This window comes from Exiguobacterium sp. PvP048, from assembly GCF_040549175.1.
Classification (GTDB): domain Bacteria; phylum Bacillota; class Bacilli; order Exiguobacteriales; family Exiguobacteriaceae; genus Exiguobacterium_A; species Exiguobacterium_A artemiae.
Genome location: NZ_JBEPSU010000004.1, coordinates 1 through 14,628, shown reverse-complemented (window position 1 = coordinate 14,628; position 14,628 = coordinate 1). Strand labels below are relative to the sequence as shown.

Sequence of the window (14,628 nt, the reverse complement as noted above, 5' to 3'; positions counted from 1 at the left end):
CGATTCATCTCCCTTTCGGGTATATTTCCTTTAAGGGAGGTGAAAAATGGTGTTGAAGCACAAGGCCTACAAATTCAGAATCTACCCCACGAAAGAGCAGGAAATACTGATCGCGAAGACGATCGGGTGCTCGCGCTTCGTCTTCAACCACTTCCTGGCGAAGTGGGAGGAAACGTACAAGACCACTGGGAAAGGACTGTCCTACGGTTCTTGTTCTAAAGAACTTCCTTTGTTGAAGCAAGAGTTCGACTGGTTGAAGGAAGTCGATAGCACATCTGTTCAGATCAGCGTCAAACATCTTGCCGATGCGTTTGACCGCTTCTTCAAGAAGCAGAACGAACGTCCTCGATTCAAGTCGAAGCGTAATCCCGTCCAGTCGTTCAAGACCAACATCCAAGGCAAAAATCAGCTTCCTGAAGTGTCAATCGTCGGAAACAAGCTCAAACTTCCGAAGCTGAAATGGGTTCGTTTCGCCCATTCGAAACAGATCACAGGCCGTATCTTGAACGCCACGATCCGGCGTAACGCTTCAGGGAAATACTTCGTCTCCCTGCTCGTCGAGCAGGAGATCCACGAACTGTCGAAGACCGGTTCATCCGTCGGCGTCGACGTCGGACTCAAGAACTTCGCCATCCTGTCGGACGGCACGGTCTACCAGAACGACCGTTACTTCCGTTCGCTTGAGAAGAAACTGGCGCGCGAACAGCGTAAGCTCTCCCGCCGTCAACGCATCGCCCTGATCAAGAAAGTCAAGCTTTCCGAGGCGAAGAACTATCAGAAGCAGAAGCGGAAGGTCGCGCATATCCACGAGAAGATTACCAACAAGCGCACTGACTTCCTGCACAAGGTATCGACCGAGATCGTCCAAAACCACGACATCATCGGGATCGAGACTTTGCAGGTGAAGAACATGCAGAAGAACCGTAAGTGGAGTAAGGCCATCTCGGACGTCAGCTGGTCAGAATTCTTCCGCATGCTGGAATACAAGGCGGACTGGTATGGCAAAACCGTCGTGAAGGTCGGAAAGACCTTCGCATCGAGCCAACTCTGCTCGAGTTGCGGCCATCAACACAAAGACGTGAAACATCTCGGCTTGCGAGAATGGACATGCCCGAATTGCGGGATCCACCACGACCGGGACGTGAACGCAGGACTGAATCTCAAACGAGAAGCGGAACGTATCTTCGCTTCTTCAACCGTCGGGACGACGGGGTTAGCCTGATCATTTTTCGACCGATAGGTCGGATAACTCAGGAATCCTCCACCTCTTAGCGTAGCGTAGGTGGAGGTAGTTCAAGAAATCTCGTGCTAAAATGAGCAATGAACGATATAGAGAGGGCGGAATTTTGTGTATATTATCTACGCTTTGGCATTTATTTGTCTCATTGTGCTAGTCGTCGCGACAAAACAGATCAGTGAGCGGACGACGAAAGGGCACTTCCGTTATATTCCTTTAGCAACCCTTCTGTTTGGCGGGATTATCTTTCTTGTCTTGGCGATTGGAAAAGGTGGGGCAACCGGTATTCAATACGGCGTGCTGAGTATCATCTATTTAACGGCGACATTTGGTGTCTATTTGTACATCGCAGTCAGAAAAGATACGACCTTATTTTAAAGACAGGACCTCTCTGATTACAGAGGGGTTCTTTTTTTGATAAGATGGAACAAGAGAAAAGGGGGGCAGAAGAATGGATGCCTTAGATGTCATTGTTCATCCCGAACAAATTGAAGCTTGGTTTCAGCCGATTGTCGGAGCGGCGCCTTTTAAAGTAGAAGGGTATGAAATTCAATCCCATTTCCGGGGAGAACCGTTAAAACCGTTTTTTCAAGAAGATGATGTACCAATCGAATACCAACTCGAAGTGATGAGTCATGTCATTCGACATGCCTTTCAAAAAGTACCGACGGATGCCCATTCGTTTGTTCTGGTCCGCTGTCGCCCGGCCTGGTTATTTGAGAACGGCGGCGAAGATTTTTTAAGTATTCTGCGTGATGCGCAGATTGATTTCCCGGAAGACCGGTTATACGTGACATTAACAGATGTTCAGGTCGATGATTTTGACCGCCTCGGCCGGATTGTCGCCTATTATCAAAATTCCGGTTTGAAGGTAGCGCTCGACCGGGCGGAAGCAACGAGTCTCGAACGGGTATTTTCGATGTCACCGGACATGCTGATTGTCGATTTGGCATCGATGATTGAGAAAAAAACTGTCTCGGCCAGTTATCCGCATTTATTGCAGACGATGGAACATCTCTGCGATCAGCTGGGTGCTCCGCTGTTGTACAAAAACATCAGCCACCTCGGTCAGTTGCGCTATGCCTGGCAGCACGGCGGACGATATTACATGGGGAACCTACTCGGCGAAACGACACCGGATTGGGTGACGACGTGCCCGGGAATGGACATTTTGCTGCATGAGGTTCCGATGTTTTATAAATATGACCGGGAACAGATGAACCGGCTGTTTCAACTCGAACAGGACTGGACCGTTCGATTCAACGAATATTGCCAGTCCGTCAGGCCGGAGGAAGACCTCGACAGTTGGTTGTTAATGTTAGCGAAAAAGATGGAGCCGGAGTTCATTCGATTCTATATTACGGATGCCAATGGGTTCCAGCAGTCATCAAATATCAGTAAAAAAAGCGGCGAATGGAAACGTTATTCGTTTTATCAAGGATACAATTGGAGTTTCCGGCCGTATTTCATCCGTACGACAGTAGCGATGGAACGACGGCATACCGGCTATTTATCGGACCGGTACGTCGACTTCAGTTCCGGGGAGCAGACACGGACTTTCAGTATGCCGCTGAATAATGGGATGTTCTTATTTGCTGATATTTCAGCAGACTATTTATATCAAGAACGATTGAGTGAATGAGGAGGAAATGAATAATGTTGGATTATGATTACGATGCATTACGTGAAATCGGACGGATTGTCGCCATTGCACGCGATGAGATGGCAGATGCCGTCAAACCGGGGATTACGACGAAGGAATTAGACGAGATCGGGGCACGGATCCTGAAAGAACACGGGGCGGAATCGGCACCGATCGTCATGTATGACTTTCCGGGAGCAACTTGTATCAGTGTAAATGAAGTGGCCGCACATGGTATTCCGGGAGCGTACGTCATCAAAGAGGGAGACATTGTTAATGTTGACGTCTCAGCCGTAAAGAATGGTTATTACTCCGATACCGGCAAAACGGTTATCGCAGGACAAGCCCGTCGTCCGGAAGATGTCCGGTTGGTCGAAGTTTCGTTGTCCGCCCTTGAAAAAGGATTGGAGAAAGTAAAAGCCGGAACGAAGGTCAATCAGATTGGGAAAGCGATTTATGCCGAGACACGGAAAAGCGGCTTTACCGTCATTCGGAACTTGGCGGGACATGGTCTCGGAAAGACATTACACGGCGAGCCGGAATCGATTTCGAACTACTTCAGCCGCGAGGAAAATGATTTGTTGAAAGAAGGACAAGTCATTGCCGTCGAAACATTTATCTCGACCGGCGACGAGTTCTGTATGGAAGACGAGAAAGACGGCTGGACCTTATATACACCAAATAAAAGTCTCGTTTCGCAATTTGAACATAGCGTCATCGTCTTAAAAGACGGATATGAGATTTTAACGAAAGTTGATTGAGTCTAAATTTATGAACCGCTGAAAATAAACAGGAGTATCAAGTCCCTTGATTAAAACGGGATTTGATACTCCTATTTTTAAAGTTTTTTTGTTGAAACGGCCAATCGTTCGAGCCGTTCCCGGGAAACCGGATGTTCAGCATATCGGATAGACCCGTTTTCGACGATATAGTCCTGTTCGAGTAAATCTTCAATGAAATACTGATCGGTTCCAGACATATCAATCGGATAAGCAAGTCCCGGTAAGGTGGCGAATGCCAACGTTTGGCGCCGTCCAATCCCGCTCTCGAACATGCCGCCTAACCAGTACGATGGCGAAATGCTTCGCACATCGAGCGCTGCTGTCAGACCGCCGAGACGAGCCGGCTTGATATTGATGATTTGACCCGCCTGCAATGTTCGCATCAGTAAAGCATCCTGTGTCGTCTGGATGGATTCATCGAGACAAAGCGGTGTCTTCAGTAAGGAGGCGGCATGCTGATGACTTAACCAGTCGTCAGCGGGAAACGGCTGTTCCATCATCAGCATCGAAAATGTATCCCACTCTTGAAGGAGCGGTAAATCAGCTACCTGAAAACTTCCGTTGGCATCAAACATTAACGGAGCATCCGGAAAAGATTTGCGAACCTGTTCCAAAACCGCAGTATCCGTCGGAGCGAGTTTCAACTTAATCCGTTCGAATCCATCGTTTAATGCTTGACCTACTGCTTCCACCGTTTGCTCGGCTGAGGAGCGACCGAGTGCTTTTCCGCACGGAATCGACCGGTTTTCGTCACCACCGAGGTAAGCGGCAAGAGAGGTCTGCTCCGCTTGGGCAAATAATTCATGAACAGCCCCGTCGAACATGGCTTTTGCCATCTGATTTCCTTTAATCGGCTGAAAGCGTGCAGCAACGGCAGCGGGTGAGGATAAAGGTGCTGCAGCAAGCAAACGGTACAGGAGCGGGGACAAGGCACGAAGAGAATCCTGCGTTTCCGCCGTGTACCAAGGTGTCTCGAAAGCGACGCCTTCCCCGTAGCCGATGCGTCCTTCCTGATCGGTCAGCCGTAAAATGGTCGTCCGTCGTTTCGACAAGATAGAGATGGCGGTCTGCATCGGCTGGCGAAACGTCAGATAGACATCAAACAGCTCCGCACTGCGCAGGGTAATGGTCGTCATAGCGACTCCTTGAGCTGGCGCCGAATCAGTTTACCGTTTGCATTGCGCGGTAATGTATCACGGTAAAAGTAGCTGACGGGACATTTATATTTGGCCAGTAAGCGTTCCATTTCTTGCCGGACATCAGTTTCTGACAGTGTACTGACGATGAAGGCAACCGGTACCTGCCCCCAGACCGGATCAAACCGTCCAACGACACCGGCTTCCGTGATGCCGGAGATTGATAATAAGGCGGCTTCGACTTCTGCCGGATAAATATTTTCACCACCGGAAATGATCAAGTCGCTTCTTCGATCTAATACATACAGGTAACCGTCGGCATCGATCCGTCCGAGATCACCGGTCTTCAAATAACCGTCAGCAGTAAAAGCGGCGGCTGTCGCTTCCGGATTAGCGAAATATCCGTTCATGACAGTCGGTCCCTTGACTTCAATTTCCTGATACCGATTGATCCGGATTTCCGTCGGAGCGATGGCTTTACCGGCAGAACCGATTTTCCGGATCGCTTCTTCCGGCAGGAGTGTCGCCACTTGTGAAGCGGTTTCGGTCATACCGTATGTTTGCATGACGGGAATGCCGCGGTCTAACGCCCGTGTCAGAATCGGTAACGGGACAGGCCCTCCGCCCGTCAAAACAACGCGTAAATCAAACCGTCGTAATCCGGCTTCGAGCAACCGATCCAACATGACGGAAACGAGAGAAATATGTGTGATGTGTTCTGTCTGGATCCATGTAATGGTCTTGTTCGGTGAAAAATGAGGCTCAAGAATAAGCGGAACACCATAGATGACGGAGCGGTAAACGACGGCGAGACCGCTCATATGAAATAACGGCGTGACGACTAGGAACCGGTCATCCGGATAGGAACCGGTATGGCGGGCCGCATTCATGGCACTTGAAAAATGATTGAGCATTGTCTGTTCGACTGCTTTTGGCCGCCCGGTCGTACCGCTTGTAAATAACATCGACTGAATATAATGTTTTGGCATATGCCGGACGAGAACATCAGGTGCCGGCTTCACGACATGAAACGGCAGCCGTTTAACCGGCGCATCGATCGGACGATCTGAGATGACGAATCGGACATCGGCTTGTTGGAGTTGCATATGGACTTCCGCTTGGCTCAGACGAATATTGATCGGAACAATCGTCAATTCAAGCAATTGAGCCGCATGGACAGCAATGATGTAGCTGCTGCTTGAAGGACCGTATAAAGCGATGCGGTCACCGCGTGACAGCAGGGGAGCCCAGGAACTGGCGAGTTCATGCGCTTTTGTATAAAGGGCAGACCAGGTCAGACGCTCGTTGTCCGTGATGAGGGCAAGATCGTCCGGCTGTTCTTTGGCACGCGTGTAAATCCAAGGATACACGGATTGTCACTTCCTTTCTGAATGATGATAAGAAAAAGGTTCAAACGTCTTTCGACATTGAACCTTTTTTGTATTATGGGAATCGTGGGAACTGTCCGAAATCAGGATCACGTTTTTCTTTAAACGCGTCACGGCCTTCTTTTGCTTCCTCTGTCGTGTAATACAGTAACGTGGCGTCACCTGCAAGTTGTTGAATACCTGCAAGGCCGTCTGAATCGGCATTAAACGCAGCTTTTAAGAAACGAAGTGCTGTTGGTGAATGCTGAAGGATTTCAGAACACCATTGGATTGTTTCTTGCTCCAAATCAGCCAGTGGAACGACCGTATTGACGAGACCCATATCAAGTGCTTGTTGGGCATCGTATTGACGGCAAAGGTACCAGATCTCACGTGCTTTCTTATGACCAACGACGCGAGCGAGGTAACCAGAACCATAACCAGCATCAAACGAACCAACTTTAGGACCAGTTTGTCCAAATTTGGCATTGTCTGCTGCGATCGTCAAATCACAGACGAGGTGAAGAACATGTCCGCCACCGATTGCATAGCCTGCTACCATAGCGATGACCGGTTTCGGAATAACACGGATCAGACGTTGTAAATCAAGGACATTTAAACGCGGGATTTCATCCTCACCGACATAACCACCATGTCCGCGAACTTTTTGGTCGCCGCCTGAACAGAAAGCAAGATCGCCTTCACCGGTTAAGACGATGACACCGACGTTTTGATCGTCACGTGCACGTGAAAAAGCATCGATCAATTCGTGAACCGTCTTCGGACGGAAAGCATTCCGTACTTCTGGACGGTTGATTGTAATTTTAGCAATCCCATTCCATTTTTCATACTTGATGTCTTCGTAGCTACGGGCAGCTGCCCATTCTGGAACGTATCTCATTTCAATTCCCCCATTTGATTAATTAAGAGTAGTTTCTCTACTATTGTAACAAACTTTTCCGGTTGGTCGATATGTGGGGCATGTGATGCACCTTCAATTAAATGAATTTTTTCCGATGGAGCGGCTTCGATGGCAATTTTTTTAAATTTATCATCGTCGTTTCCGACAATCCAATCAATCGAGGAGGTGTCAAGTAAATGCCAGACCGGAGCCATATTGCCGGTTCCTTGAGCGATCAAAGAAGCGGCCAGCCCCTCCGGTGATTGGGCAAGGCGTCCACGGCGAATCGATTCTTGTACTTCAACCGGCAGATGACGTTGGCTTGCAAACAGCGGGAGCGACTCCCAATAATCGATGAAATCGGCTAAACCATCTGTCAGTAAACGATCAGCGAGACGACGGTCGGCTTGACGGCGTAATCGTCGCTCATGTGCCGACCGGAGACCGGGAGTCGTGCTGACAGCAATCGTCTGCTTTACCTGTTTCGATGTCGCAGCAAGCAGAAGCGCGATTCGTCCGCCCATCGAATAACCGAGAACGGACCAGTCTTCCTCACGGGTCGCAAGCAAACTTTTTAAATCTTTTACTTGTTCCGTCAAGCGCATACGTTGATAAGATGCGGATGCGGTACGGCCGTGGCCGAGCAAATCAATCCGGTAAACGGTATAGTCTGACTGCAACCGGCTTCCGAACAGATCCCATGTGGCACTGCTACCGGTGAAACCGTGCAACAGCAAAAGCGGCGGACCGCTTCCGCTGATCTCGACATGGTATTCCTGATGCCGCAGTTTCATCGGAACGTCTCCTGCAGTGCCTCGTTTGTCTGCTCCCAAATCAAACGGTGCAGGCGGACATTCTCCGGACGATCGGTGACGATTTCCAAGACCCGTGTCGCAGTCGCTTGTTGTTGCAGGGTCGAATGAAGATGCGTAATCGAGGAAATCCGTTCATACTCGACACCGTAACCGGCAGCAAGATGACTGAAATCAACGTCTTGTGCTGTTCCGAATAAAGGTTCGAACAACGCCGGATCGAGATTTTGTTGCGGCAGAAAACTGAAAATCCCGCCACCCGTGTTATTCACTAACAGAATCGTAATCGGAACGGTCTGCGCCATCAGCAATCCGTTGATATCATGCAAGAACGCCAGGTCACCGACAAGCAGATAACGGTTTTCGGCTTCATAGGTCGCGCCGAGAGCACTTGAAAGAATGCCGTCAATGCCATTGGCACCCCGGTTGGCAAGAATACGAAGCGGTGTCCCCATCGGTAAAAAGGTATCCAAGTCCCGAATCGGCATACTGTTCGAAACAAACAGACTGCCGTCTGTTAAATCATTTAATGCCCGGACGACATTATATTCCGTCAGCTGATTGGCATCCAGAGAAGAAAAAACAGTCTGTACGGTGTTCTCTGCCCGTTGCAGGGTCTCGAGATAAGAGGTTTCATGCACGGTCACAGGAGCGGTTTTCAGTTGGCTCGGATGACCGCTTAAAAAATGAGCCTGCAACTGGGGATCGCGCCAGTTTCCGGGATGGCCGAGAACTGTCGTCGGAATTCCTTTTGACCAAAGCAGATACGGTTTTGAGATCGGCATCGCACCGAATCGTAAAATGTGTTCCGGGCGGATTTTATCGTGAATCGCTGTTGCCTTTAACCACGTATCGTAATAGCCGAAAACCGTATCGTTGGAAGAACGGCGGCCTTGACTCAACGGATCGGCCAAAACAGGAATTCGTGCACGGTTTGCATAGTCCAGAATGATTTGTGTATCGGCAAGAGAAATTTGAGGTCCGATGACAATCAAAAGACGCGAGATTGATAAAATTTCAATGAGTTTTTCGGTAGGATTTTCCGCCTGTGGTTGATTCAGTTGTCCGACAGGCTGACCCGTTTGTAAGAGATCCAGTTCGGGAATTAATGGTTCCCGAAGCGGAATATTGATATGAACCGGACCGGCGGGCTCTGAAAGCGCGAGAAGAACGGCTCGTTCCGCCGCGTGCTGGACGTAAGGAAGAGCAGTCTCTTCCGGTAACGGCAAATCAAAGGCATGGCGGACCTGTTTTCCGTAGAGAGCGACTTGATCGATTGCTTGGGGTGCGCCGACACCACGCAACTCGTGGGGGCGATCCGCCGTCAATACGATCAAAGGCAGCTCGAAAATATTGGCTTCCGTCACGGCCGAATAATAATTCGTAGCTGCTGTTCCACTCGTACAAATCAGGGCGACCGGACGCAAGACATCCTCCGTCCGTGTCAAACCAAGGGCAAAAAAACTAGCCGACCGTTCGTCGATGAGGACGTGGGTACGGCTAAAAGGGTGAAGAAAGGCAGCGATGGCAAGTGGTGTCGAACGGGATCCGGGACTGATGACGAAATCCCGGACACCGCTTTTCACTAAATTATCGATTAATGCGTGCATCCATTTACTCAACATAAATATCATCCTTTTCTATCGTACAGAGATGCGACAGAGCCTGCAGCATCGGTGATAGTTTCGTTTCGGTTTCTTCGAGTTCACTGTGAAGAACGGATCCTTCGACGAGTCCACAACCGGCATAAAGAACAGCCGAGCGATCGGTAAACAGACCGGAGCGGATGGCGACGATGAACTCACCGTTTTCCTGTCCGTCCATCCAACCGACGGGAGAACCGTACCAGCCACGCTCGAACGTTTCAATTTCGCGGATGGCGGCGACGGCTTCCTCTTTTGGTTCTCCACCGAGAGCAGGTGTAGGGTGAAGTTTTTCAATCAGCTGAAAGAGACTGACTTCAGGTGACAGCGTAGCGTTGATCGGAGTGTACAGATGCTGGATGTGACGATTCTTCAGCAACATCGGTTCATCCGGTTTGTCGATCGTCGTCGAGAGTCCTTGGAGTGTCTGTTCGATTGAATCAACGACAATCGCATGTTCATGACGGTTTTTGTCGTCCTGTAACAGCGACTGTCCGAGTGCGGTATCTGTCGTCTCGATGGCATGTCGAGGAGCAGATCCGGCGACGGCAGCTGTCTTAAGTTCAAGACCGGATTTTAAAATCAATCGTTCCGGTGTCGCACCAAGGAAAGCTTCGTCTGCCGTCGGTTGAAAGAAGAAGATATAGCTGCCTGGCTGCGATGATTCGAGTTCCTGAACAAGTCCGGCCAAGTCGATCGGTTGATCAAGCTCGTAGACGACTTCACGGGCCAAGACGATTTTTTTGAGTGATGTTTTTAAGAGTTGTGTCGCTTGATGGAAAGAAGCTTCGAAAGCATCATTTCCGTCACGCGTCAGTCGAATCCGGGTCACGAACCGGTCGGATTTTGGAGTATGCAGTTCTGCATATTCGACAGCCAACTGATTGAGGATTTTTTCTGCGTTAGATTGCGGTTCAACGAACGCAAAAACCGTTACCGTCGTACGACCATCTTGTTCCAGATAAAGATACTTCGGAATGGTCATTGAAGCTTCCCCAAAAGAAGACCAACGAAATTCAGTGTGTTTCAGTTCCGAAAAAGAGAAGCCGCAAAAGGCAAATAAATCGGTGCCGACATGATCCCGATTCAAATTTGACCACATGGACTGCATCTGTAAAAACCGGTCCTGTCCTGCTGTTTTTAATTGTTGCGTAATACCAAAACCGATGGCGCGCATCGATCGATCAGGTGTCGTAAAATAAAAGCGTTCTTCCGTCCCGAATGACAGCGCGCTAACATCCTGCGCCTCGACATTCCAAGAATACGCGGCGATGATAGACCGTTGATATGCATTCGCATGACCAACAGCACGTTCAATACATTGTTTAAGCTCATGTTGAGCGTAGGCCATACCGCTCATTGCCCCCTAGTCTAAAGATACTGTGATACGTTTCACTTATTCTCAGTGTAAACTTTTTATGTGAAAAAAAGAAGGAATAAGCTATCTTGGATTGAGCATTGACAGTAAAAAACGAAACCCGATACACTTAGACAGGAAAGGGGTTTATTATATGAATAAATCAATCGCTGTATACTGGCGAATGACAAGACCACATACGCTGACGGCAAGTTTTGTACCTGTCGTCGTAGGAACGGCCATTGTGGCACCGCGGATCGAATCGTTACGGATGGATCTGTTTTTTGCCATGTTGATCGCATCGATGCTGATTCAGATTGCGACGAACTTATTTAATGAATATTACGACTACAAGCGCGGGCTTGATACGGAAGACTCGGTGGGCATCGGCGGATCGATTGTCCGTGACGGTTTTAAACCGGGAACGATTTTGGCGTTTGCCTTCTCGTTGTATGGTATTTCGGCCTTGCTTGGTATCTATTTGTGCCTTGAAACAACATGGTGGTTACTACTAATCGGCATCGTGTCGATGTTCGTTGGTTACATCTATACGGGTGGACCGTTACCGATCGCCTACACACCATTCGGGGAAATCGTCGCCGGTTTCTTCATGGGCTATGTCATCATCGCGATTTCAGCTTATTTGCAGATCGGGTATGTTCCGACGGAAGCGATCGCCATTTCGATTCCGGTATCGATTTTAATCGGCTCGATTTTGCTCGCAAATAACATACGGGATCTCGACAATGATAAAGTCAACGGCCGAAAGACAATCGCCTGTTTAGTCGGGCATCAAAAAGCCGTTTATGTCCTGATTGCCTTTTTTGCCGCTGCAATCATCTCACTTTTGATTGCCGTACTGGCCTTTAACGTCACCTGGTGGGCATTGCTTGCTCTTTTGAGCATTCCGCTGATGATCAAAGCCGTAAAATTATTCTGGCGTGATCTGCCACCGCAGGAATTGATGCCGGGTATGGCTCAGACCGGAAAGGTCAATACGATTTTCGGATTATTGCTTGCGATCAGTTTGACGATTGCCAACTTGTGACCGGAAAACTGTTTTTATGAACGGAATCCCGAATGATGGACGGATAAAACTGCCTTCGTCGGGATTTTTTTGTTGGTATAGTCAATGGTTTGATTGGTTGTAACAGTTTTGAAATTTTACTATAATGGAAGCAATGTGCCTAGAACGCGTATAAAATCCTTCGGGTTCATGAAATTTTTTTAGAGGTGGAACAGGAATGAATAAAATTGTGGTAATCGGAAAAGTATTCGTCGACATAAAAGGAACTTCGTTTGCGCCTTTGCATAAGGATGCCAAAAACGTCGGGGATATCACCTTCTCGAACGGTGGTACAGGACGAAACGTAGCACAAAATCTAGCTGTTCTCGGAAATGATGTTCGTTTTATCTCGACGGTTACGAACGATCAAATTGGTGTCGGGGTACTTGAAGAGTTAAAATCTTACGGCGCCAACGTCGATCATGTAGAGATGCTCGAAGATCATGGAATGGGAATGTGGCTTGCAGTGATGGACAATGAAGGAGATTTGCAGACGTCGATTTCCAAACAACCGGACGCCAAACTCCTTGAAGAAGCCATTCTTCGCCAATCTGTCTATGCGCTGGACGGAGTGGACGCAGTCGCAATCGATTTGGATTTATCGGTTACAGTGCTTGAACGATTGATTCACATCTGCCGCAAAATGGAGTTGCCGCTTTATGGTGTCTGTGGACATTTGAGTGTCATTGAACGCAACCGTCATCTGTTGCAAGGATTCACAGGATTCATCTGCAGCCGTGAAGAAGCTGAAATTTTATCGGATTTATCGATTGTGACGGTAGAAGACGCAATCCATGTAGCGAACGAACTGGCGAAAAAAGGAGCCCCTTTCACCGTGGTCACGATGAGTGAGTTAGGTGCTGTTTATGTCGATCGCCGGACGGCTACTTCCGGTCATGTCGGAACAAAAAAAGTGAAAGTAGTCGACTCAACAGGTGCAGGAGATTCATTCTTTTCCGCTGTTCTTTCCGAATTGACGGAATCGAAGCGGGCAGAAGAGGCACTACAGCTTGGAATGAAAGTTGCCGCACAAGTCATTGCATCGACGGAAAACGGACTGATTCCGGAAATGCTTGAGACCCTTCGTTGAGTCCTCAGCTTGTGAGGAGGAGAATCAATGCCGATTCAAAGAAGTGCGATTATTTTAATTAATGAAGCAGATGAAGTTGCCTTGATTCGTCGGGATAAACCGGGTGAGACGTATTATGTATTCCCCGGCGGTGGACGGGAAGCCGGAGCGACACTGGAAGAAACGGCGATTCGGGAAGCCCATGAAGAGCTTGGTGTGGACGTAGAACTTGAAGGTGTTGCTGCGAACGTTCACTTTAACGGCTTGGAAAATCCGTATTACTGGGCAAAAATAACGGGTGGTGTATTCGGGACGGGAACCGGAGAAGAATTCGAAGATGAGTCGTCCGGGTATACACCGTTGTGGATCAAACGCGAAGCGTTAACCGATTTACCGATTCGTCCGACATCGCTTGTGCAGGAATTGACTAAGATGACGGATCGTTTCTATAATATCGAGCTCAAGGATAATTGAGGTTTTAGTTGAAATAAACAGGGAAAAAGTATAGTAAGACAATGAGGTGGTCCTAGACTGCCTCTTTTTTATGAAGGAGAGATGACGATGACGCATACACGTGATCCTAAAGGATTAGCCTTGAATCTAAAGCAACGGATGTCCGATCACAACATTACGGATTATGCAGGAACACTTGCATATTATTGGTTTTTATCCATTTTTCCAGGTATCATTTTTGTTATTTCAGTATTATCATTCTTTGACATTGATCAACAGACGCTTGAATCCCAAATTCGTGATTTAGCGCCGGGTGGGTCGGTGAATACGTTTACTGATGTCATTTTCCAGGCCATTAAAGAACCACAGGGCGGTCTCCTGTCCGTCGGTGCGATTCTTGCCATCTGGTCGGCGTCAAAAGGTGTCGATCGTCTGATTACGACCGCGAACCATGCGTACGGAGATTTCTCGCCGCGCGGATTCGTCGCAGCCCGTGGAATCGCCTTGATTTTAACGATTGTTCTCGGTATCGGCATGTTGCTGTTGATCGTCTTGAACGTTTTGGGCGGTCCGATTATCAGCTACTTAGCCAACTTTGTCATTCCGATTGATATGGGACAAAAAATTCTGCTGACGGTATTGCGGTATGCCATTTCCACTGTACTGTTGATTCTGATTTTGTCGATTTTCTACCGTGTTGCGCCGAAACGTCCCATTACATTTAAGGAAGCCATTCCGGGAGCTGTCTTTGGTGTCATCGTGTGGCAACTGTTATCGGTTGGATTCGGATTTTATGTCTCGAATTTTTCGAACTATAACCAAACGTACGGTTCACTCGGAAGTGTCGTCATTGTACTGTTGTGGTTGTATTTTACAGGACTCATCATTTTACTCGGATCTGAACTGAACGCCTCGTGGGAACGGTTCATGAAAAAAGCAGATCCGCAAAAAATGGAAGAAAAACGATTAAAAGAACAGGCGGATCTGGACTCGATTCCGACCAATACGTTTGGCTGATTTTAATCGTCCCGTATTTTGAGCGACCGTACCAAAAAAGCATCTACTGTCTAGACTGACCTAGCAATATGAGACACATATAAAACACCTTGATTAGGCTGCCAGTACACCGTATTTTTTCGGTGTCAGGTAGCCTAATTTTTCTT

General features: G+C 48.3%; 14 protein-coding genes. 8 read left to right on the top strand and 6 right to left on the bottom strand.

Annotated features, from left to right (window positions below):
• Positions 1 to 49 precede the first annotated feature (49 nt).
• The 4 genes from tnpB to map all read left to right on the top strand — a co-directional run bounded on the left by tnpB (position 50) and on the right by map (position 3,640).
• Entirely contained in the window at positions 50 to 1,222 is a 1,173-nt protein-coding gene (tnpB, locus tag ABIC15_RS09470) for an IS200/IS605 family element RNA-guided endonuclease TnpB (RefSeq protein ID WP_354020637.1), read from the top strand.
• A 126-nt stretch (positions 1,223 to 1,348) separates the two neighbouring features.
• The gene (locus tag ABIC15_RS09465; protein WP_012369524.1) at positions 1,349 to 1,615 is read left to right on the top strand and encodes a hypothetical protein; all 267 of its coding nucleotides are present in this window, start codon (positions 1,349 to 1,351) and stop codon (positions 1,613 to 1,615) included.
• Between the two features lie 73 nt (positions 1,616 to 1,688).
• Positions 1,689 to 2,879, top strand: coding sequence for an EAL-associated domain-containing protein (locus ABIC15_RS09460; protein WP_012369525.1), 1,191 nt, complete (start codon positions 1,689 to 1,691; stop codon positions 2,877 to 2,879).
• A 14-nt stretch (positions 2,880 to 2,893) separates the two neighbouring features.
• Positions 2,894 to 3,640 (top strand): type I methionyl aminopeptidase, encoded by a 747-nt coding sequence (gene map, locus ABIC15_RS09455; RefSeq protein ID WP_290829809.1) that lies wholly within the window; start codon positions 2,894 to 2,896, stop codon positions 3,638 to 3,640.
• Between the two features lie 77 nt (positions 3,641 to 3,717).
• Here the strand turns inward: map and menC are convergent, their stop codons facing one another.
• From menC to ABIC15_RS09425, 6 genes are all read right to left on the bottom strand, one after another.
• Positions 3,718 to 4,797 carry an o-succinylbenzoate synthase gene (menC, locus tag ABIC15_RS09450; protein ID WP_354020564.1) on the bottom strand — a complete coding sequence of 360 codons (1,080 nt, stop codon included), beginning with the start codon at positions 4,795 to 4,797 and terminating at the stop codon, positions 3,718 to 3,720.
• Positions 4,794 to 6,167, bottom strand: coding sequence for an o-succinylbenzoate--CoA ligase (gene menE / locus ABIC15_RS09445; protein ID WP_354020563.1), 1,374 nt, complete (start codon positions 6,165 to 6,167; stop codon positions 4,794 to 4,796). Before menE ends, menC begins: the two co-directional genes overlap by 4 nt.
• 73 nt (positions 6,168 to 6,240) lie before the next feature.
• A complete protein-coding gene (gene menB, locus ABIC15_RS09440; protein ID WP_012369530.1) occupies positions 6,241 to 7,065 on the bottom strand; it encodes a 1,4-dihydroxy-2-naphthoyl-CoA synthase in 825 nt (274 codons plus the stop codon).
• Positions 7,062 to 7,859, bottom strand: coding sequence for a 2-succinyl-6-hydroxy-2,4-cyclohexadiene-1-carboxylate synthase (gene menH / locus ABIC15_RS09435; RefSeq protein WP_012369531.1), 798 nt, complete (start codon positions 7,857 to 7,859; stop codon positions 7,062 to 7,064). The genes menB and menH overlap by 4 nt, the downstream gene beginning before the upstream one ends.
• Positions 7,856 to 9,502, bottom strand: a complete 1,647-nt coding sequence (gene menD, locus ABIC15_RS09430; protein WP_354020562.1) for a 2-succinyl-5-enolpyruvyl-6-hydroxy-3-cyclohexene-1-carboxylic-acid synthase — start codon at positions 9,500 to 9,502, stop codon at positions 7,856 to 7,858. The genes menH and menD overlap by 4 nt, the downstream gene beginning before the upstream one ends.
• Positions 9,492 to 10,871, bottom strand: a complete 1,380-nt coding sequence (locus ABIC15_RS09425; protein WP_354020561.1) for an isochorismate synthase — start codon at positions 10,869 to 10,871, stop codon at positions 9,492 to 9,494. Before ABIC15_RS09425 ends, menD begins: the two co-directional genes overlap by 11 nt.
• A 160-nt stretch (positions 10,872 to 11,031) precedes the next feature.
• On the opposite strand from ABIC15_RS09425, the gene ABIC15_RS09420 reads away from it, so the two are divergent.
• The 4 genes from ABIC15_RS09420 to ABIC15_RS09405 all read left to right on the top strand — a co-directional run bounded on the left by ABIC15_RS09420 (position 11,032) and on the right by ABIC15_RS09405 (position 14,482).
• Positions 11,032 to 11,925: a 1,4-dihydroxy-2-naphthoate polyprenyltransferase gene (locus tag ABIC15_RS09420; RefSeq protein ID WP_012369534.1), complete on the top strand. Its 894-nt coding sequence runs from the start codon at positions 11,032 to 11,034 to the stop codon at positions 11,923 to 11,925.
• 196 nt (positions 11,926 to 12,121) lie between these two features.
• Positions 12,122 to 13,033: a guanosine-inosine kinase gene (locus tag ABIC15_RS09415; RefSeq protein ID WP_354020560.1), complete on the top strand. Its 912-nt coding sequence runs from the start codon at positions 12,122 to 12,124 to the stop codon at positions 13,031 to 13,033.
• A gap of 27 nt (positions 13,034 to 13,060) precedes the next feature.
• Positions 13,061 to 13,486, top strand: coding sequence for an NUDIX hydrolase (locus ABIC15_RS09410; protein ID WP_012369536.1), 426 nt, complete (start codon positions 13,061 to 13,063; stop codon positions 13,484 to 13,486).
• 87 nt (positions 13,487 to 13,573) lie between these two features.
• Entirely contained in the window at positions 13,574 to 14,482 is a 909-nt protein-coding gene (locus ABIC15_RS09405; protein WP_354020559.1) for a YihY/virulence factor BrkB family protein, read from the top strand.
• Positions 14,483 to 14,628: the final 146 nt, after the last annotated feature.

Bases quoted from the DNA above. Each gene is read 5' to 3' on its own strand.
- ABIC15_RS09425 (WP_354020561.1), bottom strand. From the start codon at position 10,871: ATGGCCTACGCTCAACATGAGCTTAAACAATGTATTGAACGTGCTGTT.
- ABIC15_RS09460 (WP_012369525.1), top strand. From the start codon at position 1,689: ATGGATGCCTTAGATGTCATTGTTCATCCCGAACAAATTGAAGCTTGG.
- menB (WP_012369530.1), bottom strand. From the start codon at position 7,065: ATGAGATACGTTCCAGAATGGGCAGCTGCCCGTAGCTACGAAGACATC.
- menD (WP_354020562.1), bottom strand. From the start codon at position 9,502: ATGTTGAGTAAATGGATGCACGCATTAATCGATAATTTAGTGAAAAGC.
- ABIC15_RS09410 (WP_012369536.1), top strand. From the start codon at position 13,061: ATGCCGATTCAAAGAAGTGCGATTATTTTAATTAATGAAGCAGATGAA.
- ABIC15_RS09415 (WP_354020560.1), top strand. From the start codon at position 12,122: ATGAATAAAATTGTGGTAATCGGAAAAGTATTCGTCGACATAAAAGGA.
- ABIC15_RS09420 (WP_012369534.1), top strand. From the start codon at position 11,032: ATGAATAAATCAATCGCTGTATACTGGCGAATGACAAGACCACATACG.
- ABIC15_RS09405 (WP_354020559.1), top strand. From the start codon at position 13,574: ATGACGCATACACGTGATCCTAAAGGATTAGCCTTGAATCTAAAGCAA.
- map (WP_290829809.1), top strand. From the start codon at position 2,894: ATGTTGGATTATGATTACGATGCATTACGTGAAATCGGACGGATTGTC.
- menH (WP_012369531.1), bottom strand. From the start codon at position 7,859: ATGAAACTGCGGCATCAGGAATACCATGTCGAGATCAGCGGAAGCGGT.
- menC (WP_354020564.1), bottom strand. From the start codon at position 4,797: ATGACGACCATTACCCTGCGCAGTGCGGAGCTGTTTGATGTCTATCTG.